At 57.4% G+C, this 20,431-nt stretch carries 23 protein-coding genes and 1 pseudogene; 7 read left to right on the top strand and 17 right to left on the bottom strand.

The genetic code is table 11. The features are described 5' to 3' along the window. Positions 1-70 precede the first annotated feature (70 nt). Complete coding sequence (locus tag AC3CHX_RS11260; protein WP_488644099.1) at positions 71-391, top strand: hypothetical protein; 321 nt, start codon at positions 71-73, stop codon at positions 389-391. Positions 392-507: 116 nt separating this feature from the next. Here the strand turns inward: AC3CHX_RS11260 and AC3CHX_RS11255 are convergent, their stop codons facing one another. The 12 genes and pseudogenes from AC3CHX_RS11255 to AC3CHX_RS11200 form a co-directional block, all read right to left on the bottom strand. Then, complete coding sequence (locus tag AC3CHX_RS11255; protein ID WP_488644098.1) at positions 508-1,488, bottom strand: GlxA family transcriptional regulator; 981 nt, start codon at positions 1,486-1,488, stop codon at positions 508-510. 13 nt (positions 1,489-1,501) lie between these two features. Then, positions 1,502-1,624: pseudogene (locus AC3CHX_RS11250) on the bottom strand (TetR/AcrR family transcriptional regulator); the annotation flags it as partial. An 85-nt stretch (positions 1,625-1,709) separates the two neighbouring features. Continuing rightward, a complete protein-coding gene (locus AC3CHX_RS11245) occupies positions 1,710-2,780 on the bottom strand; it encodes a maleylacetate reductase (protein ID WP_488644097.1) in 1,071 nt (356 codons plus the stop codon). Positions 2,781-2,802: 22 nt separating this feature from the next. Continuing rightward, entirely contained in the window at positions 2,803-3,690 is an 888-nt protein-coding gene (locus tag AC3CHX_RS11240) for an FAD synthetase family protein (protein ID WP_488644096.1), read from the bottom strand. Between the two features lie 36 nt (positions 3,691-3,726). After that, positions 3,727-4,317, bottom strand: a complete 591-nt coding sequence (locus AC3CHX_RS11235) for a malonic semialdehyde reductase (RefSeq protein ID WP_488644095.1) — start codon at positions 4,315-4,317, stop codon at positions 3,727-3,729. 134 nt (positions 4,318-4,451) lie between these two features. After that, positions 4,452-5,318, bottom strand: a complete 867-nt coding sequence (locus AC3CHX_RS11230; protein WP_488644094.1) for an ABC transporter substrate-binding protein — start codon at positions 5,316-5,318, stop codon at positions 4,452-4,454. 90 nt (positions 5,319-5,408) lie between these two features. Then, on the bottom strand, positions 5,409-6,146 hold the full coding sequence (locus AC3CHX_RS11225; protein WP_488644093.1) for an SDR family NAD(P)-dependent oxidoreductase: 738 nt from the start codon (positions 6,144-6,146) through the stop codon (positions 5,409-5,411). A gap of 203 nt (positions 6,147-6,349) precedes the next feature. Then, entirely contained in the window at positions 6,350-6,565 is a 216-nt protein-coding gene (locus AC3CHX_RS11220; protein WP_488644092.1) for a DUF3311 domain-containing protein, read from the bottom strand. 100 nt (positions 6,566-6,665) lie between these two features. Further along, entirely contained in the window at positions 6,666-6,845 is a 180-nt protein-coding gene (locus AC3CHX_RS11215) for an HIT family protein (RefSeq protein ID WP_488644091.1), read from the bottom strand. A gap of 17 nt (positions 6,846-6,862) precedes the next feature. Then, positions 6,863-7,852: an SLAC1 anion channel family protein gene (locus AC3CHX_RS11210; protein WP_488644090.1), complete on the bottom strand. Its 990-nt coding sequence runs from the start codon at positions 7,850-7,852 to the stop codon at positions 6,863-6,865. Positions 7,853-8,436: 584 nt separating this feature from the next. After that, positions 8,437-9,666 (bottom strand): MFS transporter, encoded by a 1,230-nt coding sequence (locus tag AC3CHX_RS11205; protein ID WP_488644089.1) that lies wholly within the window; start codon positions 9,664-9,666, stop codon positions 8,437-8,439. Positions 9,667-9,870: 204 nt separating this feature from the next. Next, positions 9,871-10,242 (bottom strand): hypothetical protein, encoded by a 372-nt coding sequence (locus tag AC3CHX_RS11200; RefSeq protein ID WP_488644088.1) that lies wholly within the window; start codon positions 10,240-10,242, stop codon positions 9,871-9,873. 59 nt (positions 10,243-10,301) lie between these two features. On the opposite strand from AC3CHX_RS11200, the gene AC3CHX_RS11195 reads away from it, so the two are divergent. Beyond that, positions 10,302-10,781: a nuclear transport factor 2 family protein gene (locus AC3CHX_RS11195; protein WP_488644087.1), complete on the top strand. Its 480-nt coding sequence runs from the start codon at positions 10,302-10,304 to the stop codon at positions 10,779-10,781. A 13-nt stretch (positions 10,782-10,794) separates the two neighbouring features. Here the strand turns inward: AC3CHX_RS11195 and AC3CHX_RS11190 are convergent, their stop codons facing one another. Next, complete coding sequence (locus tag AC3CHX_RS11190; RefSeq protein WP_488644086.1) at positions 10,795-12,921, bottom strand: 2Fe-2S iron-sulfur cluster-binding protein; 2,127 nt, start codon at positions 12,919-12,921, stop codon at positions 10,795-10,797. Between the two features lie 31 nt (positions 12,922-12,952). Then, positions 12,953-13,597 (bottom strand): glutathione S-transferase family protein, encoded by a 645-nt coding sequence (locus AC3CHX_RS11185; RefSeq protein WP_488644085.1) that lies wholly within the window; start codon positions 13,595-13,597, stop codon positions 12,953-12,955. 211 nt (positions 13,598-13,808) lie between these two features. Between AC3CHX_RS11185 and AC3CHX_RS11180 the strand changes: the two genes are divergently transcribed. Further along, positions 13,809-14,726: a LysR family transcriptional regulator gene (locus AC3CHX_RS11180; protein WP_488644084.1), complete on the top strand. Its 918-nt coding sequence runs from the start codon at positions 13,809-13,811 to the stop codon at positions 14,724-14,726. 433 nt (positions 14,727-15,159) lie between these two features. Here the strand turns inward: AC3CHX_RS11180 and AC3CHX_RS11175 are convergent, their stop codons facing one another. Next, complete coding sequence (locus tag AC3CHX_RS11175) at positions 15,160-15,585, bottom strand: DUF6130 family protein (RefSeq protein ID WP_488644083.1); 426 nt, start codon at positions 15,583-15,585, stop codon at positions 15,160-15,162. A gap of 118 nt (positions 15,586-15,703) precedes the next feature. Between AC3CHX_RS11175 and AC3CHX_RS11170 the strand changes: the two genes are divergently transcribed. Beyond that, positions 15,704-16,348 (top strand): TetR/AcrR family transcriptional regulator, encoded by a 645-nt coding sequence (locus AC3CHX_RS11170; protein WP_488644082.1) that lies wholly within the window; start codon positions 15,704-15,706, stop codon positions 16,346-16,348. A 467-nt stretch (positions 16,349-16,815) separates the two neighbouring features. On the opposite strand, the gene AC3CHX_RS11165 is transcribed toward AC3CHX_RS11170, so the two are convergent. Beyond that, a complete protein-coding gene (locus tag AC3CHX_RS11165; RefSeq protein WP_488644081.1) occupies positions 16,816-17,745 on the bottom strand; it encodes a LysR family transcriptional regulator in 930 nt (309 codons plus the stop codon). Positions 17,746-17,851: 106 nt separating this feature from the next. Between AC3CHX_RS11165 and AC3CHX_RS11160 the strand changes: the two genes are divergently transcribed. After that, positions 17,852-18,181 (top strand): nuclear transport factor 2 family protein, encoded by a 330-nt coding sequence (locus AC3CHX_RS11160; protein WP_488644080.1) that lies wholly within the window; start codon positions 17,852-17,854, stop codon positions 18,179-18,181. A gap of 201 nt (positions 18,182-18,382) precedes the next feature. After that, entirely contained in the window at positions 18,383-18,826 is a 444-nt protein-coding gene (locus AC3CHX_RS11155) for a DUF3293 domain-containing protein (protein ID WP_488644079.1), read from the top strand. 74 nt (positions 18,827-18,900) lie between these two features. On the opposite strand, the gene AC3CHX_RS11150 is transcribed toward AC3CHX_RS11155, so the two are convergent. Next, positions 18,901-19,824 carry a LysR family transcriptional regulator gene (locus AC3CHX_RS11150; RefSeq protein ID WP_488644078.1) on the bottom strand — a complete coding sequence of 308 codons (924 nt, stop codon included), beginning with the start codon at positions 19,822-19,824 and terminating at the stop codon, positions 18,901-18,903. Between the two features lie 165 nt (positions 19,825-19,989). Between AC3CHX_RS11150 and AC3CHX_RS11145 the strand changes: the two genes are divergently transcribed. Continuing rightward, positions 19,990-20,376: a VOC family protein gene (locus tag AC3CHX_RS11145; RefSeq protein ID WP_488644077.1), complete on the top strand. Its 387-nt coding sequence runs from the start codon at positions 19,990-19,992 to the stop codon at positions 20,374-20,376. The last annotated feature ends 55 nt before the right edge of the window (positions 20,377-20,431 follow it).

Here is a 20,431-nt window from a genome sequence, read left to right as displayed (position 1 = left end):
CAACCTCGCCGCTACTTGGCGCCCTGACCGTCACCCACCGTATTCGAAACGGCTACCACAGGAGATGCAAATGAACATTCAAAAACCCAACGATATTAATCGACTTATGGGACTGTTTTTGGACCTTCAAGAACAATGGGAAGACGTCCCGGAAAAGTTAAACTGGGAGGCTCTGCGCGAACTGGCACGCACACGATTCGACTCGGCGTTCGAAGGAACCGCGTATTCGAAAGAAGATTTGGAGCAGGCCATCGCAATCTGCGGTGACTCCATCCCGGCAGACGTGCTTGAAAAACTTTCAGCTGCGGTTGCCAATCCGGAGAGAGCGGCTGTTGCGGGTGGATATCAAACGCCTTGTGCTAACTCGCTACCGAACTCGAAAGTAGACTAAAAGCCCGGACGCAAGCGCGCTTCGACCCTCGTCTCGTCATAGAGGTTTGACCTGCTGAAAAATATCCTCGTGAAGCACTCCCCAGTTGGCCGACTACACCTCGCTGCTACGCGGCCTCAACTGCGGGCGGTGCGTGGCACATCGTCGGCACGGAAGCGCTCGCGGTACAGTTTCGGGGTAGTGTCTAGCTGCCTCGAGAAAATCATTCGCATGTGGGTCGCATTGTGGAACCCGCAGCGGAAGGCAACAGTCTTTAGTGGAACGTCGGTCTCCTCCAATAACTTCCGCGCGAAATCAATGCGGAGCTGTTCAACAAATACAGACGGGGTGACGTTTGCGTGCTTCGCAAACGTGCGGGAAAATGTGCGCCTGCTGATGCCCACGGCATCGGCAATGTCCTCGATTGTCAACGCCTCACTGATATGCTCGGTGACGTACTTGATCACCCTGGAAACAATCGAATCCTCGTCCGGGCCGACTGCCAGATAGGGACTGTACTGTGACTGGCCGCCGTCGCGACGGATGTAGACGATGAGGCGCTTGGCAACCTTCACGGCGAGCTCATGCCCCCAGTCTTCAGCAATGAGCGACAGGCACAGGTCGATTCCAGCGGTAACGCCGCCACAGGTGAACAAATTGCCATCTCGAACAAAGATTTTATCGGGCCGTACATTCGCTCCGGGGAACTGTTCCGACAGCATCTCGGCGTCGTCCCAATGGGTGGTTATTTCCCTGTTCGCCAGCAGTCCTGCATGGCCAAGCAAGAAAACGCCAGTGCATACGGCACCGAACCTGCTGGCGCCTTGCGCAGTTTCGTTCAACCAGCTCAAAAAGCCCTGTTCCGGACGAAACTCCGGCACCCGCGGACCACCGGCGACGAGAAGCAGGTCGCTTTCCAAGTGAAAATTCTTGTAGTCGTAATGGACCTTGAACTCCAACCCACTTGAGCTGACCACGCTCCCTGGTCGTACGCCAACCAGAGAAATCTCGTACTGGTCCTCTTTAGGAAGCAACTGGTTCGCCTCGGCGAAAACATCAAGCGGCCCAGCCACATCAAGTGCCTGCACCCCATCAAAAACCACCAAAGTCAGCTTCATGGAATTGCTCCTTTTCTGCCTGCACCTGGTCAATACCAGTTGCGCGAATGCCCTGTCGATAGAAAAGGTCATGCGCAACGAGTAGTATGCGTCCGGCAGTCCCTCGCGGGGCGCCGGGAGACAGCTTGGTATCCATGGACCGATTGTATTCCGGTCTGTCTCCCTCGAAACGGAAAAGAAAAGAAATACAGTAATTACGCCACCTGCCGCGGATCGTGCAATCAGATCTGCGGTCGCACACCCTCGTATGCGTCTTGTAGCAACTGTCTTACAGCCGCTTTCTCTAGTGGCCGTGGATTGGGGTATTGATTCTGTAGCGCGATCGCGCACGCCTTATCGAGGTCTGACGCTTTCATTCCGATATCTTTCAGTGCCAACGGTGCACCGTTCATCTTCGCCAAATCGAAAATGGCTTGCGGTGCGCTGGTGCCGTTGAGCGCGCGCGCGATGCGCTCCATCGCGCGCGGGGCGGCCGTCGCGTTGTAGGCCAGTGCATGCGGCAAGATGATAGTGTGGGTTTCCGCATGCGGCAGGTTGAAACTACCGCCTAACGTATGGCATAGCTTATGATGCAGAGACATCGACACGGCCCCTAGCACCGATCCACACAGCCACGCGCCATACAGCGCATCCGCTCGCGCACGCCGAACGTGCGCATCTTCAGCGTCGAGCGTCAGTAAGGGCAGCGCTCGTCCGATGGCAGCGATGCCCTCGACGGCCATCAGATCTGTGATCGGATTGGCGTCCAAGGCGTATAGACCCTCCGCCGCATGAGCGATCGCATTGATCCCGCTGCTAACGCTCAAAGATACTGGCAGCGAGTACGTCAGTTCGGGATCGTAGATCACTGTCTTTGGCATGACACGAATATCGCGACCGGTCTTCTTCAACCCCGCTTCGGTGATGCCGTAGATCGGCGTCATTTCAGAACCAGCATAGGTAGTCGGAATAGCAAGAATCGGCAAGTCCGACTCCAGTGCTATGGCCTTTCCGAGTCCTGTCGTCGAACCACCGCCGATAGCTATAGCACAGTCGGCGTCAAGACGGCGTGCCAGCTCGCGTGCTTCACGCGCAACTTCAATCGGTACATGCATGGCCGCCCTATCGAACACTCCGGCGACACGAACCCCGAGAATTGCCGCTATCCGTTCTGCATCCCGACGCTGATCTGGTGTCGCGAGTATAAGTGCGCGACGCGCGCCAAGTAGATCGACTTCCGCTTCGAGCCGGCTCAGCGCACCGGCACCAAATACAACCCGCTGCGGATGGCTTGTAAAAATAAATTCGTTCATGATGGTTTTCTCCTGGGTCACGTCAGCTCAAGGCCATCGTAGCGAATGCGACGCGGCTTGTGGCCGACCTCGCCCTATCAAGGAATCGGACGGTCATCGCGTCACCGAGGGCTATTTCCGTGTCCTTCTCAACAAGCAAACGCACCGTGCGCGCGCCAATCTGTGGATGTTGCTCTCGAACTTGCAAGATAGCGCCGATCCAAGGCGCCGCAACATCCTGTTTTTTTACGGTTCCTGCGTAATCTCCGACCGGCGGTGAACACATATCGCGGGGCACTACAACGTCGATCACACGGCAAGCAAATTCACTCGGCCCGAACACCGTCCCGGACAACTCGTGGGGGCGATCCAGCATTGCATTTGCGCTGGCAATATCGCCTTGCTGGATTAGCCGCCTTGTTTCGCTCGACGAACAATGCGCACCGTTCTCAATGGTCGCATTCGGCCGCAACGGCACGGGACGTAAGTCAAATCCCAGGCGATCACCAAGATTGCCCAAATACGCAATATTCCCTTGGCGCCCGCTGCCGCAGGCGAAATTCTCGCCAACGATAAGTGAGCGCATGCCCAGCATGTTAACCAAAGTCCGCCGCACAAAATCGTCTGCCGATTCCGCACTTCGCTCCCGATCAAATCTCAGAACGAGACAATAGTCAACATGACCGGTGGACGCTAACAAATTCATACGCCCTTCAAGGGTCGATAAGAGCGCTGGGCAGAATTCGGGACGCAACGTGGCAAGCGGATGAGGATCAAATGTGACTAAGACGGTAGGAAGCTGCAAGGCCAATCCTTGATCTCGCAACTTCCGCAGGACGCGCCTGTGCCCACGGTGAACGCCATCGAACATCCCGATCGACACGACCGACCCGGACAAATTCAAGGCGCTTGGATTGGTGATGATTTTCATGCGTGTCTCCTCCGTGGCAAAGCGATAACAGGCGGCTTAGATCAAGCTGCAGGCTTCTTCGAACGACAGACGCGGGCTGCGCGCAAACACTTTAGACGAGTCGCCATAACCCAGGCCGCAGATGAAGTTCGACTTGATGGAAGTGCCGGCGAAAAAGGCGGCATCGACCTTGGCGTTGTCGAAGCCGGACATCGGGCCGCAGTCGAGGCCGGTAGCGCGCGCCGCCGTGATCAGATATCCGCCTTGCAGCGTGCTGTTGCGGAAGGCGGTCGTTTCCGCAAATCCGGTTTTGGCCTCGCCTTCGAACCAGGTCTTGACTGCCGGGTTGTGCGGAAATAGCTTCGGCAGAACCTCATAAAAGCGGGTCTCGTAAGCGACGATCGCAAGCACCGGAGCCGTCATGGTCTTTTCGATATTGCCGGGACTGAGCGCGTCTTTCAATTTGGCTTTGGCTTCGTCGCTGCGCACGAAGACGATACGAGCCGGTGAACAATTGACCGAGGTCGGCCCCCACTTCATCAGTTCGTAAATCTGCTTCAATTGCCCATCCGATACCGGCTCGGGAAGCCAGCCGTTCTGGCTGCGGGCGTTACGAAATACCTTATCGAAAAATTCGTTGCTTGACATGATTTATCATCCTTCTGGTGAAAAAATAAAAACCCCCGTACCGTACAACAGCACGAGGCCTGACATAGAGAGAAGAGATATGACGCCGCACTACGGGTCAATTCTTCTTCGTCGTCCTGGAGCTAGCGGCTCGGTCACAGGGCCGGCAGGTACATCTGGTCAACGGTTCCCGCGGGGATGCCAAGTTCGGCGGCGACCGCGGCGACGCCCTGCTGGGCAGCGTTGAAGTCCACCCGACCGTCGGAAGTGAAATACGGGCGGACGTAGCGCTCGTAGTGTTGCTGCGCTTCCTCGCTGGTCACTCGACCCAACATCGAGGCGATGTGTTTGACGGCCAAACCGGGTTGTTCGGCGATCGTCCGGAGGGCCCGCTTGTTGGCCCGCACCAGCGCCTGCAGGGCCGGATCGTCGAGCGGGATGCGCGCAGGGTCCACGGCGATGCCCACGGTGGGGATCTGGAGGTGGTCGCCCACCCAGCACAGCAGCGAAAAACCCTCCTCGCGGGCGACCTGTTCGGGCGCTAACGTGCTGCCCACGTAGGCCGCGTCAATCGAGCCGTCGCGAAGGCCTCGCAGGTCCATCTGGTAGTCACCCGGGATGCGCTCCACACATTCCAGGTCGCGATCGGGATCCAGCCCGTGCTTGCGCAGCACGATCCGCGCGAAACACCCGGGGGCGGTGCGGGCTCCGTGGACCGCCAGTCGGCGCCCGCGAAGATCGTCCATGGATTTCACCTCGCTACCCCCGAGGAACCAAAAGAGCGGACGATGCGTGTTGGCGCTGAGCACCGTCCATTGGATGCCGTCGGTCAGCCGCGACAATAGCGCCCGGCCCAGACCGATGGTTGCGCCGCCGCGCACGCGTTCAGTCTTCCACACGGCGCCGTCGCGGAGGGCGACGTGGACACCTTCATCTTCGAAATATCCCTCTTGATCGGCCACATGCGCGATCAGCTCTTCGTGAATACCACTCCCCACATAAGTCAGGTCAATCTTGTGCATTAGCAATTACTCCTCTGTCAGGTCAATCAAGCGCATTGGCAAAACAACTCCTCTCCCAGTTTCGGACGATTCGCGTGCGCGTTGTGTTCACTACATTCCAAAGCCCCCGCTCACCGGAATGTAGTGGCCGGTGGTGAAACCCGAATCGTCGCTTGCCAGGAACGCCACCGTTTTGGCCACCTCGTTGGGACGGGCCAGCCGTCGCATCGGTATGGACGCAGCGATCGCGCTCAGCCGTTCGGCCGAGACTAGCCCAGTCGACGTAGCGCCCTCCACCGTGGTCGGTGCGACGAGGTTGGCGGTGATCCCGTGCGGCGCCAGCTCCAAAGCGACGTACCGCACGAACTGGTCCAGGGCCGCCTTGGCGGTGCCCAGCGCAATCATCCCATCACGCGGATGACGCGACAGCAGGGTACTCAGATAGATCAGCCGCCCGTGGCCACGAGAAATCATTCCTGGCACCACAGCCTTCGTTGTCAGGAAGGCGGCACGCAGCTCAGTGTCCAGCTTGCCGCCGAGTTGCTCCCAGCTCAGGTTGGCGAACGAGGTAACGTCATACGGCGTCAACGCGTTGTGCACGAGAACGTCGACCCCACCCCATCGCCGATCGATTTCATCGACCATGCTGGCGACATCGTTGGGCTCGGTGACGTCGGCTTTAATCGCCATGGCTTCTCCACCGGCCGCGACGATAGTCGCGACCACGTCCTCGGCCTGGGGTGCACTGGCGCGATGGTTGACGACCACCCGGTATCCGTGTTCGGCCAGAACCAACGCAATAGCCGCACCAATGCCCCGGCTGGCTCCAGTGATTAGCGCGACTGCCATGAGGTCACCTCCACTTTCAGTTTTTCGTGGATACGCCGCCCCACATAGGTCAAATCAATTGTACGCATTAGCAAAATAACTCCTCTGTCAGGTCAATCGTGTGCATGGAAAAATAAGTCGCAATTTCGGACGATGCGCGTGCTCCTTGTATTCACTCCATTGCAAGGTGCCCCACGTGTTTCGTTTGATCTACAGTACACCGATCAAACTTTTAACTCTACGGATGCAGCCTCATTGACACTATTCCGCAGCGGAATGAAGCGGATCTCGTTCGACGAGCAGATGAGCAGTGCAGTCAGCGGCACCCATGCGAACTGGTACCAGTAGAAGAAAGGGAAGCCGAGGAGACTTGGAAGTTCGTGGTTGTAGAAAGGCACCCACAAAAGCCCGATATCGGGCAACGCCAGCAATAGCCGCATGATAATCCAGCTATATTTTTATATTGCACCGAGACCTGAGTATCCCGGCAGTGCGAAAGCCGAGGCCGGCACGACTCGGGCAATTTTCTGTGGCCTGTGGTCAGCCGAGCGCCATCCGGATTTTTTCAGCTTGCGCGGCAAGCACAGGATGTTCCGCCATGATTTCGGCATGGGGCTTCAGTTCAAAGCCCGCGTAGCACGGCATAATATGGACATGCAGGTGGAAGATGATCTGGCCGCCGGCCGATTCAGAATATTGTTGAGGAGGGGCAAACGCCACCTGCGTCCATCATGTGATTACGTAGTCAAGAGTCGACTGGTGAACAGCGCATGAACGGTCCGAATTGATAGTACGGCTATAGAAACTGTGAGTAAGAACAGCAGAAGGACGGCGACAATTCCCAAGCCTATGCCACCAACCGCACTCGAATACATCAGCGCCGCATTCGACAACGCCGCCATTGGGAAGCCAATTGCCCACCAGTTTTGCGAAAACGGCGCCGGCTTCATGACGAGGCGATAGGAGATAATCGTGAACAGGAACAGACCGAAGTAGAACAGCAGTGACGCGAACATGTCGACCTTTTGCACCAGGTTGACATATGCAATGAAGCCCACAGCAAACGGCGCAACCAATATCATCTTAGACGGCCGCATTCCGGCTGCCAGCGGCTCGTGGTGAACCAACCTGGAGAAAATCAGCACGAAGAAGACGATTGCGCTGACACTGCCGATGGCCGCTGCAAGCAGATTAACTTCGTGAGCCCAGCCTGCGCTCAAAGCTCCGCCGGTAACTACGATATCAAGGCTTCCCACGCCCATAATCAGCCAAGCTGGAACTACACTCGTAGGCGAACCGTTGCCGTTCAAGAGCCGAGAAATCATAACGACGCTTAGAACCAACGTAACAGCTGCTCCGATTGCCCAAACCACGAGTCGAGCGGAGTTACTGTAGACACTGATAACGCTCGAGAGCAGCAGGATGCTGATGCCCACGGTACCAAAGAAGTTCCCCAGGACTGGGTGCGAAAATTCGTGTTTCACCAAGTCCGGATATAGAAAGAGTTTGCTCAGGTACGACAGCGCCAAAACAGCGAAGAGCAACAATGCCGCAATGCCGATGCTGTTAGATACCACAATGTTGGCGCCATAAGATTTGTTGGCGATGCGCCAGGCCAGCGAGAGCCCGGCCACGCTCATGACTGAGCCGAAAAGGCCAATTGGAAGAGATCGAACGGACGGCAACGCTCGCGCCGGAACAGCTTGGCTCGACTGGGAAGAATGCATAAAGGCTCCATTAGCTTAGTTAAATAGTTTGATCACCGTCCTTGGCCATTGCCATCGACCGCGCGCAACATACGCACCATAGAAGTACCAGCGTAGCTGGGATTTGGATTCCTACGATTGCGAAGGCGGATGGGCTCCTTTACCAGCTGCCTGGTGGCTACTGACACCGCTGGGGGCGCTCATGGCATGATATGCCCGCCATGGCCCGATATGACCATCACCTCGGATACAGATGACATTCAGATGAAGGATTGTGGATTGCACACCTGCATTCTGCCCGAGCAGGTGAGCCCGTGGGCGGGTCTGCCCCGGTTTGGCCGGAAAGGCATGCGAGTTGTCCCATAATTCGCCATAGAGTCTCCTGACGCGAGGACTGCGCTTGATTGAGAAGCCTTAATGCGCTGACCTTGGCGCTTCCTGTCGGGGCTCGTCTGCGGATGAACGCGTTGCCAGCGTCGGCATGGAGGCATAGGTCGCGAAATTGCGGGGAGTGCAGAAATACGGAAAACGCAGCCAACAACGACGGTAACGATATGGCGGCCAAGAATTAATTGAAGTCGGCGCCGGCGAAATGAGCCCTTCGCTTAAGTTTGGCGGATTGGACGGAGGGGACTCAGGCGAGCGCGCAGGCGGCGCGAGAAATTGAGCGCGACTACCAGTACGCCGCCCGCGCCGCCAGCCAGGATGGCGGCGGTGCCTACATGCGCGACTAGCAGGCCGCACAGCGCCACCCCGGCCGACTGGCCAAGGAAGAAACAGCACGAGAACGACGCTACCGCCGCGCCGCGCCGCTCGGGCGCCATCTGGGTCGCGTTAATCTGCAGCGTATTGTGCAGCATGTAGAACCCCATCCCCGCCAGGAAGCAGGCCGGTATCGCCCAGATCCAGGTCGGCGCAAGGCCGATCGACAGCAGCGAAACGGCCAGCAGCATGCCGCCCCAGCGCGTGAGCCCCGTCTCGCCGAGGCCGCGCACCAGCTTGCCCGAGACGAGCGCGAAAGCCACCCCGCCAAAGCCGAACAGCATCACCAGCGCACCTGCACGCGTAAGCGACACACCGTACGCATGGTGCAGGTGGGTGGCGATGAAGGCGAACGGCCCGTACAGGAATCCGCCTTCGAGGAACACGGAGACGAGCACCATCCGCGCCCACGGCACCGAGGCGATGGCGCCAAACTCGGCCGCCATGTGGCGCAGCGCCGAGCCCTGTACGGGGCGCACCTGGCGCGCGTGCGCGGGCAGGCGGGCGTTGAGCCACAGCAGGCCCGCGCCGACGGCGCCGAAAATCAGCGCCACCAACACGAACGGCAGGCGCCACTGGCCGGCATCGGCGGCCATGCCGCCTACCAGCACACCGGCAGACAGTCCCAACACCTGGCCGATGAGAAAGCGCGCCAGCACGGGCTGACGCTGATCGTAGGGGACTACGTCGCCGATCCACGCCATCGACAGCGGCATGATCGCTGCCGCCGTGGCGCCGGCCAGCACGCGCGCGCCCAGTAGCCAGTTGAAGCCCGGCGCCAACGCGCACAGGGCGGCGGTCAGCGCGCACGCGCAGGCAGCGCCGCCGGCAACGAAGTATTTGCCGAAACGGTCGCCTAGCGGCCCGAACAGCAACTGCGCCAGGCCGTAGGTGATCGCAAACACGGTCACCACCAGCGAGGCCTGGCCAAGCGCGACACCGAATTCACGGCTCAGCAAGGGCAGCAGCGGATCGGTCGCGCGCATCGACATGCCGCTCCCGAACGCGGCCAACGACAGTAGCGGAACGGCGATGGCGGGAATGGCGGAGCCGGGGGTCAGCGTGGCAGTCATGGGCGCTGGTAGGTCGAATCAATTGTACGCATTAGCAAAATAACTCCTCTGTCAGGTCAATCGTGTGCATGGCAAAATAAGTCTCAATCTCGGACGATGCGCGTGCTCGTTGTATTCACTCCATTGCAAGGTGCCCCTCGTCTTTTGTTTGATCTACAGTATACCGATCAAACTTTTAACTCTATGGATGCAGCCTCATAGACACTATTCCGCAGCGGAATGAAGCGGATCTCGATCGACGAGCAGCCGATTGGCTTTGTTCGGAAGACGTGTTGTCGGTGCATTTGGGCTGCAGTATAACCAAGACTTCAGAGAAGAATTGGATCCGAGCGGATGCCGTACAAAAACTTGAGCGATCTGTTTTCGGAGCTGGATATCGCTATCAAACAACGCTGCAAGCGGCTGGCCAGACGGCTCGCGAATAGCGAAGACGTAACGGTCATCATCGATAGTACGGGGCGGAGCTTCGACCGGCCAGCCAGTGGTACGACGAAAAATACGGAAGGCGCCGATCGAGAATGAAACGGCATTGATAGACTCGCTCAAGCCCGCATATGGGTGATATTGACCGATCATGTAGGAAGCGTATCCTGCCATATCAACCTGGGCCGCGAGGGCCCATCAAGGAGAATGAAATGTCATCGAACCAGGAAGTGCGTCCGCCGTTGCCCCCCTTCACGCAGGAAACGGCCGTTGAAAAAGTGCGGCTTGCCGAAGACGGCTGGAATACCCGGGATGCGGCCAAGGTAGCGCTGGCCTATTCGCTCGACACCAAGTGGCGCAACCGCACGGAGTTCGCGAACAATCGTGAAGAAGCGCGTGCGTTCCTCGATCGCAAGTGGAAGAAGGAGCTGGACTACCGTCTGATCAAAGAACTGTGGGCCTTTGGTGGCAACCGGATCGGGGTGCGCTACGCATATGAATGGCGCGATGATTCTGGCAACTGGTTTCGCTCTTATGGTAACGAGAACTGGGAATTCGGCGAAGATGGACTGATGCAACGCCGCTATGCGTGCATCAACGATATGCCGATCAAGGAATCCGAGCGTAAGTTCCACTGGCCCCTGGGCCGCCGTCCCGATGATCATCCGGGGCTCAGCGAGTTGGGTCTCTGAGCGCATAAAGGCACTAAAGATCAAGTGTAATGCCCCCTACCCTATCACCCACCGCAGTATCATGGCGCAATTTGGGAATGGCCGAACAGATCAGCACTTGACCATCGGGCGCTTGGGCCGCGCAATGGCGAATATAGTCAACCGATCCCTCCAGCAGCGGTGTGGCACAAGCGCCGCACAGGCCTGAGCGGCAGCCGGATGGCGGCGACATGCCATGCTCTTCGGCGAAATCGAGCAAGCTGCCGTGGCTGGAATTCCAGGTGGCGAATTTGCCTGATTTCGCGAATCGGACCGGAATGCTTGCTTGACTGCTCACTTCCGGCTGCGGCGCTGGCGGTGTCGCCTTGTCCGCCGAAATACCGGTCTGTACACTCACGGGGCTAAAAGCCTCAAAGCGGATACGGTCAGACGCAACGTTCAAACTGCGCAGACCATCGTACAAATTCTGCATGAAAGTCACAGGGCCGCACAGATAGAAATCGTAGTCGTCAAATGGCAGAATTTCCTTTAAGAAGTCGATATCGACACGCCCAAGGCTATTCCGGAAGCGCTGCACCGCGCCATCATCATCGGCAACTGCACCGAGCGCGCTGTATCGCACATGCGCGGTCAGATTCCAGTGTCGCGCCGCTAAATCACGTACGTGTTCGGCAAACGCATGCTCGCTCCGGTTACGCGCTGCATGGATAAAATAAATTGGATGGGCATGGCGCGTACGGCCGCCGTTGACCAGCAGGCTGTTGAGCATCGCAATCATAGGCGTGAGTCCCACTCCGGCTGACAGCAGTACCGCTGACCTTCGGCTAGCGGCGTCAAATGTAAAATCGCCGCGCGGCCCCATTAACTCGATTGTATTGCCAGCTTGCATGTGCTCATGAAGCCAACTGGAAACTGCACCGTCACGTTTTACGCTGATACGGTAGCGGCGGCCATCCGGTGCGTCTGACAGGCTATATGTGCGCACCTGCGGCATGCTGTGACCAGGCAAACTCACACGGATTGGAATAAATTGGCCGGGAACGTAATGCGAAACACCCAAGCCGTCGGCGGGTTGCAGATAAAAAGACCGGATCGAATCACTTTCCGGCTGCGTCTCAACGACCATAAAATGGCGCCAGGTATTTCGCATTTCGGCGGCAGCCATTGCACTATCGGCTTCGGCCCAGGTTCCAGTGCGTTCAAGTTGCGGTGCGGCCTCGGGTTCCGTCCAGCGCAAATGCAGCACGCCAACGTTACGGCGCACTTCGCGTATATGGAAACGCACCAGCCGCTCGGCGCCGGCGAAAGCCTGTACTTGCGGACCATCCCAAATGATTTGCGCTTCGACAGCCAAATGCAATAAATCACCAGAGTCGTAATCAATGAACAGTAGGCCGGCGCGGGGATGGCGCAGCAAATTTCCTAACGTATTGAAAAAGAAATTACCGACGAAATCCGGCGCCGTCAGCGTCCGATCATCGTCCATGCGGACAAAACCCGGCCTTCCGCCGCGATGAGACACGTCGACCCCGCGCGACGAACCGGCACTCTCATCGAGATTGGCGCTTGCGATAAAAAACGTGTCTGCTCGACCGATCAATTGAAGGTCGGCTTCACGCAATTTATCATCGTATGAAACCTGCGTCGCTTCGGGCGGGCGGATGACAGTATCGACGAAGTTATGCTGGCGGCGCTGGATGTATTGAGGACAGTTGCCGAAGCTATGTGTGACTGCAACAGTTATGCCGCCCTGGTCCACCGTTTCGATAATGCCGTTGACCCGATTGCGCCGGCGCGTGACGGGCGCCATACCCAGTCCGCCAATGAAGGAACCAGGATGCAGTTGCCCGCTCAGCGGATCACCAGGCAGCGTTGATCCGGCGATGCGCAAGGTTCGCTCATCCGGCGTCGACATGAAACCGGGGGCGCCAACCAGCATTGTTGCCCACGGCTGCCCTGCTGAATCAAGGGCACCGACAAAAAAGAACGGTTGCTCGCCAAAAAACTGCCGGTGCTGTTCGGGCATATACTCCCGGGTACTTCTGCGTCCGACCTCGTGCATTTGCATCCGCACACCCAGTTGCTCCTGGACTGCCAGTTCGTCGGCGTGGAAAGGCGATGCGCTGCTATCGAGAATTTGCGGGATTTTTGCGGCAGTCATATAGGCTCCTTTTTCGGCGTCGTTGCCGTTCCTACTCGATGACAAGCCTGGACTCGGTTGATGGCATCGCCACAAAGCCGGGCAGGGATTTTATCCGGGCAAGCCAGGCGCGGATGTTTGGATACCGGGCGAGCGACACTCCGCCTTCCGGTGCGTGCTCAATGTAGCTAAATGCAGCTATGTCCGCAATCGTCGCTTGCATACCCAACGCAAACTGGCGGTCCTGCAACTCGACATTGAGTACGGCGAATAGCGTCACGCTGATCGCCTTCGCGCGATCATGGTCAAGCGGCGCATCAAACACCGTAACCAGGCGGGCAGCGCAAGGACCGTAGGCTATCTTCCCGGAAGCCATCGACAACCAACGCTGCACCTCGGCCATGGCCGCCGGGTCGCGCGGCAACCATTGCCCGCTGCTGTCATACTTCGACGCGAGGTACACCAGAATGGCAGTCGAGTCAGACAGGGTAAGCGCGCCATCCTTGAAAACCGGCACCTCGCCAAACGCGTTGAGTGCCAGAAACGCATCGCTACGGTGTTCTCCTGCAGCGAGATTTACGGCAATGAATTCATACGGCAAATCAAGCAGACTCAGAAATAATTGCACGCGATGTACGTGGCCCGATAGCAGTGTTCCGTACAACTGCATTGGGCTTTTAGGTGCGGAGGAATTCATCGATAGTCCTTGTAGGTGATCAGGGCTGCCGGGCCTAAAGAGCCAGTACCCGACATACAGGCCAGTGTAGTAACAACGCGGTGCGATGATAAGATGGGCTTAGCCTCAATCACAGTTCACTTTATATGGACAATCCCCCGTGTCGGTGCGTGACACTTGCTAAAAATGATACGTAGTCAATGCCGTCTCCACCCATCAGATAAAGCTCGACATGGTCAATCTCAACGCGGTCAACCTCAACCGCCTGGTTATTTTCAAAGCTGTAGTGGACGCCGGCTCGCTGACGGCTGCAGCGCAACGCCTCGGCCTTGCGAAAACTGCGGTGAGCAAGCATATGCAACTGCTGGAGGCGGAGATAGGTGTCAACCTGCTGGTGCGCTCGACGCGAAAGCACAACCTGACTGAGGCGGGCCAGGCTTTTTACGAGGCAAGTAGTGAAATTCTGAAGAATGCTGAAGAGGCGATACTTCTGGCGCGAACCGGCCTCGAAATGCCGCGCGGGACGTTACGCGTCGCCGCACCGATAGACTACGGGGCAATGGTGATCGCGCCGATCCTGGTCGAACTGCGTGAGCGCCATCCCTCACTCAAAGCAGAACTCATATGTCACGACCACTTTGTTGACCTGATCGCCGAGGGCATTGATGTGGCCGTTCGTCTGGGGAAACTCGCCGATTCGAGCATTGGCGCGGCAAGAGTCGGAAGCTTCGTCAAATGGCTGGTTGCGAGTCCGCAGTTTGTCGCAGCACATGGCATTCCGGCTACCCTGGAGACGCTTGCAGAGTTACCCTACATCGCATTGACCGTGTTGCCGCAGCCGTTCTCATTTATGCTTGAAGGTCCGAACGGCAAGAAATCCGAGGTACAAATGACGGCACCAGGATTTTCCACCAACACGGCATACGCCTGTCATGCGGCTGCACTGGCAGGCGGCGGCGTCGCGCTTCTGACGGATTTCTCCGTCAACGAGGATATTGAGGCCGGCCGCCTAGTGCGGCTGCTACCGGAGTGGGCGGCACCAACCGCCGATATTCACGCACTATTTCCACCGACGCGACACCGGCAAGCAAAAGTTCAGGTATTTATTGATGCGCTGAAAACAACGGCCAGCCGCGCAGTTGCGCTCTAGCGACATCGAAGTCAAGGAAATGAACCTCGGCATCGGGAATGTCGCGTAGATAGGCTTTTGCGCCTGATCTAGGCTGCAGACACGGGTTCGATTCCCGCCTGTTGATACCGGTCCATTTTTGACCCACCCGCTGGGATTTCGTTGACCCAGCCCCAAGCCTGGCAAACCTTTGTCGCAGGCGGGATTGCCAGGTGTTGAGATGGCGCAATCCAGCGTCGGCACTTGGGTCAGTAGCGCATCGGCGCCAACACTGCAGCACCTGATGCAATCGTCCGGAACGCAGATACGGCACCACATCCCATTCGGATCGCATCAATCGGCGCAAATCGGCCCAATGAGAACGGTTATGAATCTATTCGATATGCGGCTGAAACCAATACTGCGGAGGATCGCAATGCTCCTGAATCGAGGATAGCGATCCACCGAAACCTTACTAGGGAACAATAAATTCCAAAGTCTGCGCTGCAAGCGGATGATGATTCGCATCCGCCAACTCCAAGGTAAGCTGATGTGGCCCATGCGATAGTCCCTGCACGACTATGGGCTCGTCGCTGGCATGCAGCCAATGCCAGGACGCGCGATCCACTGACACATGCAGGTGCCCGATACGCGGCGCGACGGCCATTGCTGCATCGCCATAAACCGGGACGATTTTCAGATGTTCCGTTCGGAATGGCACCACCACCAGTCCTCTGGCTAAAGCTGTGGCCAATGGCGGATTGACGATTAGCGTTGCAGTGGCCTCCCCTGAGATAACAGGCAGAGAATGGACATCATGATCGGCGGCGCGGGCAGCGCTGAAATCCAGGAGAAGGCATGTGACAACAAGGCAATGGAGAGTATGTAATTGAAGTTTCATAAGGTTTCCCAAGGGATAGAAATGACAATGTAATCACCGATTACATTTGTAATTATAAACACACTCCTTTAAGATGTAAGCAGTATTTACATTTAACTGTCGCCCATACCTCACAATCATGAACAACAGGTCAGAACAAGCTCCTGCGAAATTGGGCTCACGCCACACCTACCATCACGGCGATTTGCGCAAAGCGTTAGTAGATGCAGCCGTACAGTTGATTGAGACACGGGGCCTTGATGCCGTGAGTGTCCGAGAGGTCGCAAAGATGGTTGGTGTTTCTGCCGGCGCTCCATTTCGCCATTTCGCTACCAGGACTGCGCTGCTGACCGCAGTTGCGGAGGACGCAATCGAAAAACTAGGCAATGCGATTGATCTGTCTTTGCAGGCCGCCTCTGATGAAAACCCATTACTACGAATTCGTGCCATTGGCGTTGGTTTTCTACGATGGTCGTTTGCCAATCCCACGCATTTCCAGGTAATTTCAACGCGCGCCATTATTGATTTCGAAGGATCGAGTCTGCGGGAGCGTAACGATTCGATCCGCACCAAGATGACGGCATTGATGGCAGAAGCTTCCGCCATGGGACTGTTACGCCCGGGAGATGTAGGGCGCCATCAAATCGCCGCACGCGCACTTGTCTATGGCTTGGGGCGAATGTATATAGATGGACAGTTTCCCAGTTGGGAACTCAGCGAACAGACCGCCCTGGAGGAAAGCATCGCAATCTTGGACCAGTTTATTACGTCCATCTCCGTCTGAAATGCGTCGCTCGGCAGAACCGAATATCTGCGACGAGTCGTTAGCTGCCGGCCACCCGAAAAAATCGAACGACAGGTATCGCTGCTTATGGATAGCTATCCATAACGCTGCATAGCTGACCTTTGCAGCGAGGCGCACAGCGAAGGCTCAGAATCGATGCTGGACGATCGTAGACTCCTTTTAAGACGACTCGTCAATTCACGAGAGCACGCGGTCAGCTTGAAATAGATTGAATGAACATGCAAAAGGAAATACACAATATCGGCCGAACGGAGGCTCAGGATCAATAGTTAGCTCTGGCACCGATACAGAAAGCTTCCACGCGAATGAATGGTGCGGATCTCAGCAGGGAGAGTGCGCGGGGACAGCGCCTTGGGCATGCTTTTACGCGAGACTTGGACTCATACGAAAGCAAATCATGGTTGCAGCTTTTAGGACCGAGCCTGTTAAGGGCTGCCTATATGGCGCTATTCGGGAGCGAGCAGGGAAGCGGTCGCCAGCGTTTTGGCTTCCTGGACCGCCATGTCGATGAAAGCGCGCAGTTTTGGCTGATGTTGCGTGCGCACGGGGAAGTAGATGAACAGGCCACTGGTGGCACGTAGAAAGCCTTGGAGTACGCGCTCCAGGCGGCCGTTGTCGATATCGGCGCCGGCTTCCATATCGGGAAGATAGGCCAGGCCCATGCCGGCGCGTGCGAAGCCCCGGATCAGGGTCGTGTCGTTGACGATAATCTTGCCGCTGGTTTCCACTTGAAACGCTTGTCCATTCCGGTAGAACGCCCAGCGGTGCAATCCGCCGGACGCGAGGAAACGGTAGCGTATCGTTTCGTGCGCGGTCAGATCTTCCGGCGTGGCCGGCCGCCCCGCTTGCACAAAATAGTCGGGCGATCCCACGACCGACCATGGCAGGTCCGGCGTCAGGCGGATGGCCACCATATCCTGCGCCACCGCCTCGCCCAGCCGGATACCCGCATCGAAGCCGCTGGCTACCAGATCCACTGCGCTGTCGTTGAGCGAAATCTCGATCGCGACATCCGGGCAGATGCGTCGATAGTGCAGAGTAAGCGGCTTGATCAGCAGCGCTCCCAGAGCGCGCGGCATGGTCAATCGCAGCGTGCCGCTCGGCCGGCCGCGCGCGGCGTGCAAGGCCGAGAACGACTCCTCGATCTGGTCAACAGCTGTGCGCAGGCTGGCGAACAAGCTTGCGCCGGCTTCGGTCAAGGCCACGTGGCGGGTGGTCCGTTGAAACAGCACCACGTCGTGGCGCAGCTCCAGCAGCTTGACCGCCTTGCTGACGGCGGTGGTGGTGACGTCGAGGCGCGCGGCCGCAGCCGTGAAGCTTTTCAGCTCGGCGACAGTCAGGAAGGCTTTCAGTCCATCGAAGGAGGTATCGGCCATGGTTTTACTGTGAACTTGCAGGACAAGCCGAATGTACCATAATCATCTTTTTCTCTACAGTCGGCTTCACTATGATGAAATCTCCATTCATCATCGGGGAATCATCATGTCGCTCAACCTACCGGCCGCTGTCGCGGCTTACTTTAACGCTGCCAGTGACGGCAGTCCCAAAAGCGTTGCGCTATGCTTCGCGGAAGACGCCGTAGTGCGTGACGAGGGACGCGCTATGCGCGGCCGCGCCGCGATCCAGGCGTGGAACGAGGAAACCCAAAAGAAGTACGCGACCGTCATCACGCCGCGCGAGGCAACAGGCTCGGCCAGCCAATTCAGCGTCACCGCGCAGGTTGCCGGCACTTTTCCGGGCAGCCCGCTGCTATTGCGCTTTCATTTTACGCTCGGAGAATCGGGTATTTCGGCATTGGAGATTACGGCATGAACACTACTATTAACAAAACGATCTCTATTGATCCAACCGAATTTTGCGGCCAGCGCGTGCTGGTCACGGGCGGCACCAAGGGCATGGGCGAAGCCACTGTCGCGCGGCTACGTTAATTTTTTCTGGCCATCCAGGCGAAAGGCGCAATTGTCGAAGCCATCTACTATCAACCTCGGCACACGAAAAGGAATCGCAAGCCCAATGACACAAACCACGAACAACCTTTCCGCAATCTCTCCGGATCTGGCCAAAGCTTACGCCGACGCCAACTACCGCGTAGCCGACCCGCGCGCGAACTTCACCATGCATCCCGGCGAATACTCGCCGGAATTGATGTCGCTCTATCTCGACAACGACAGATTTTCGTCGGCGTTTTTAACCGCCTACAACCCGTTTTCCAACATTGTGACGGACGCTGAAAACACGGCCGCGCAACATGCGCTCGAAGCCGAGCTGGCGGAGCTCGGATTTACGTCTCTGATTGGTTACGGGTGCGATGGCGACGGTGCGTGGCCGAAAGAAGTGAGCGTGCTTGTGCTTGGGGTCGATTTCGCATCCGCCAAGGCGATTGCGATCCGGTACGGCCAGAATGCGTTTTTGTTCGCGGCCGATGATGCTGTGCCGATGTTGATTTTGAACCGATAACGGATGCGGTTTGTGCGATTCCTTCCGGCACCGCTCCTCCCGAGATCGAAACATCCACGCGACCGGGCTACCCTTCAGTTCAACAGCGGTTGCAGCTCATCTGCCGCCCGCGTAAAACGCTCGATCAGGAAATCGAGGAGCGCACGCAAACGTGGCGTGAGATAGCGGTTGCGGTGATACAGCGCGTGCAGCGGCGCCTCCGGGCAGCGCCATTCGGGAAGCAGGATCGTCAGCCGCCCGGCATGCAAGTCCGCCGCGATGTCCCATATCGATTTCACTATAATGCCATGACCGCGCAACGCCCATTCGCGCGCAACTGCACCGTCATTCGTTTCGCGGGCGGTCTCGGCTGGAACGATATAGATCTGCACGTCTGCGCCACGTGTAAAGTGCCATTCGTTGATGGCTCCCGCCACCGTCCCGTGAACGATGCAGCGGAAATTTTCCAGGTCGCGTGGCTCTTTTGGTGTACCGTGCCGAGTGACATAGTCAGGCGATGCGCACAGTACCCGTCGATTGGAAGCGAGGCGCCGCGCGACGAGGGAACTGTCGGGAAGCACGCCGAAGCGTATCGCCAAATCGATGTCTTCCTGCAGCATATTCGATAGTCGATCCGACAATACCAGGGCGAAGCTTACGTCCGGGTACTGTGTATTGAATTCGTCGAGCCATGCGCTCAGCAGATTGCGGCCAAAGTCCGATGTTGCTGAAATCCGCAGCTTGCCGCGTACGATATTGCGGCCGGTTTGTAGCGCCGCATGCGCATCGTCAAGCGCCTGAAGCGCTTGACGGCAATGGTCCAGATACAAGCGGCCTTCGTCGGTAAGACGCAACTGGCGCGTCGTGCGCTCAAACAGACGAGTCCTTAGCGTGTCTTCGAGTTTGGCGAGCCGCGCGCTTGCAGCCGCAGGCGTGAGGCCGAGCTTGCGCCCTGCGGCAGACAAGCCCCCCAGGTCCGCTGCCTCCACAAAAAGCCGGATATCCCCCAGATTGTCCATGGATTATGCAAGCTAATTTAACGTAATTCGAATATACGCCGGTTAACCGGTCCATTGATTATTCAATTTAATTTGAAAATGATTCAAATACCAGGCCAATTATCGGATGGACACAGTACGCAGATAATGCGTCCATCAGTTTGTTTTTGCCGAAAGCAGTCGCCCATGAATCTTGACCACGCAACCATCGTCACCACCAATCTGGAAGCCGCTCGCAGTTTCTTTTGCAATGTTGCGGGCTTGACAGAGGGTAAGCGCCCGCCATTCAGCATTCGTGGGTACTGGCTGTATTCACGGGGACGTGCGGTGATACATCTGGTCAAGTCTACCGTTTGGGGGCAGGACGGGCGAACAGCGCCACGCATCGATCACGCGGCGTTCCGCGTGGAAAGTCCTGTCGAATGGGAGGCACTGCTGGAACGGCTGCGAGTGCATGGCGTTCCATATCAGATGGCGGAAGTGCCGTTGGCGCACGAATTGCAGTTGTTCGTAGAGTTGGAACCGGGTGTTGTCGTTGAATTTGTGACGGTCTTGCCTGCCCCCTATATATAAATGTCGGAGAGAAGCATGCCTATTCCTTTATTGACGCTAGCCATCAGCGCATTTT

The organism is Glaciimonas sp. OK215 (assembly GCF_057787885.1).
This window is presented reverse-complemented; position numbering and strand designations above follow the sequence as displayed.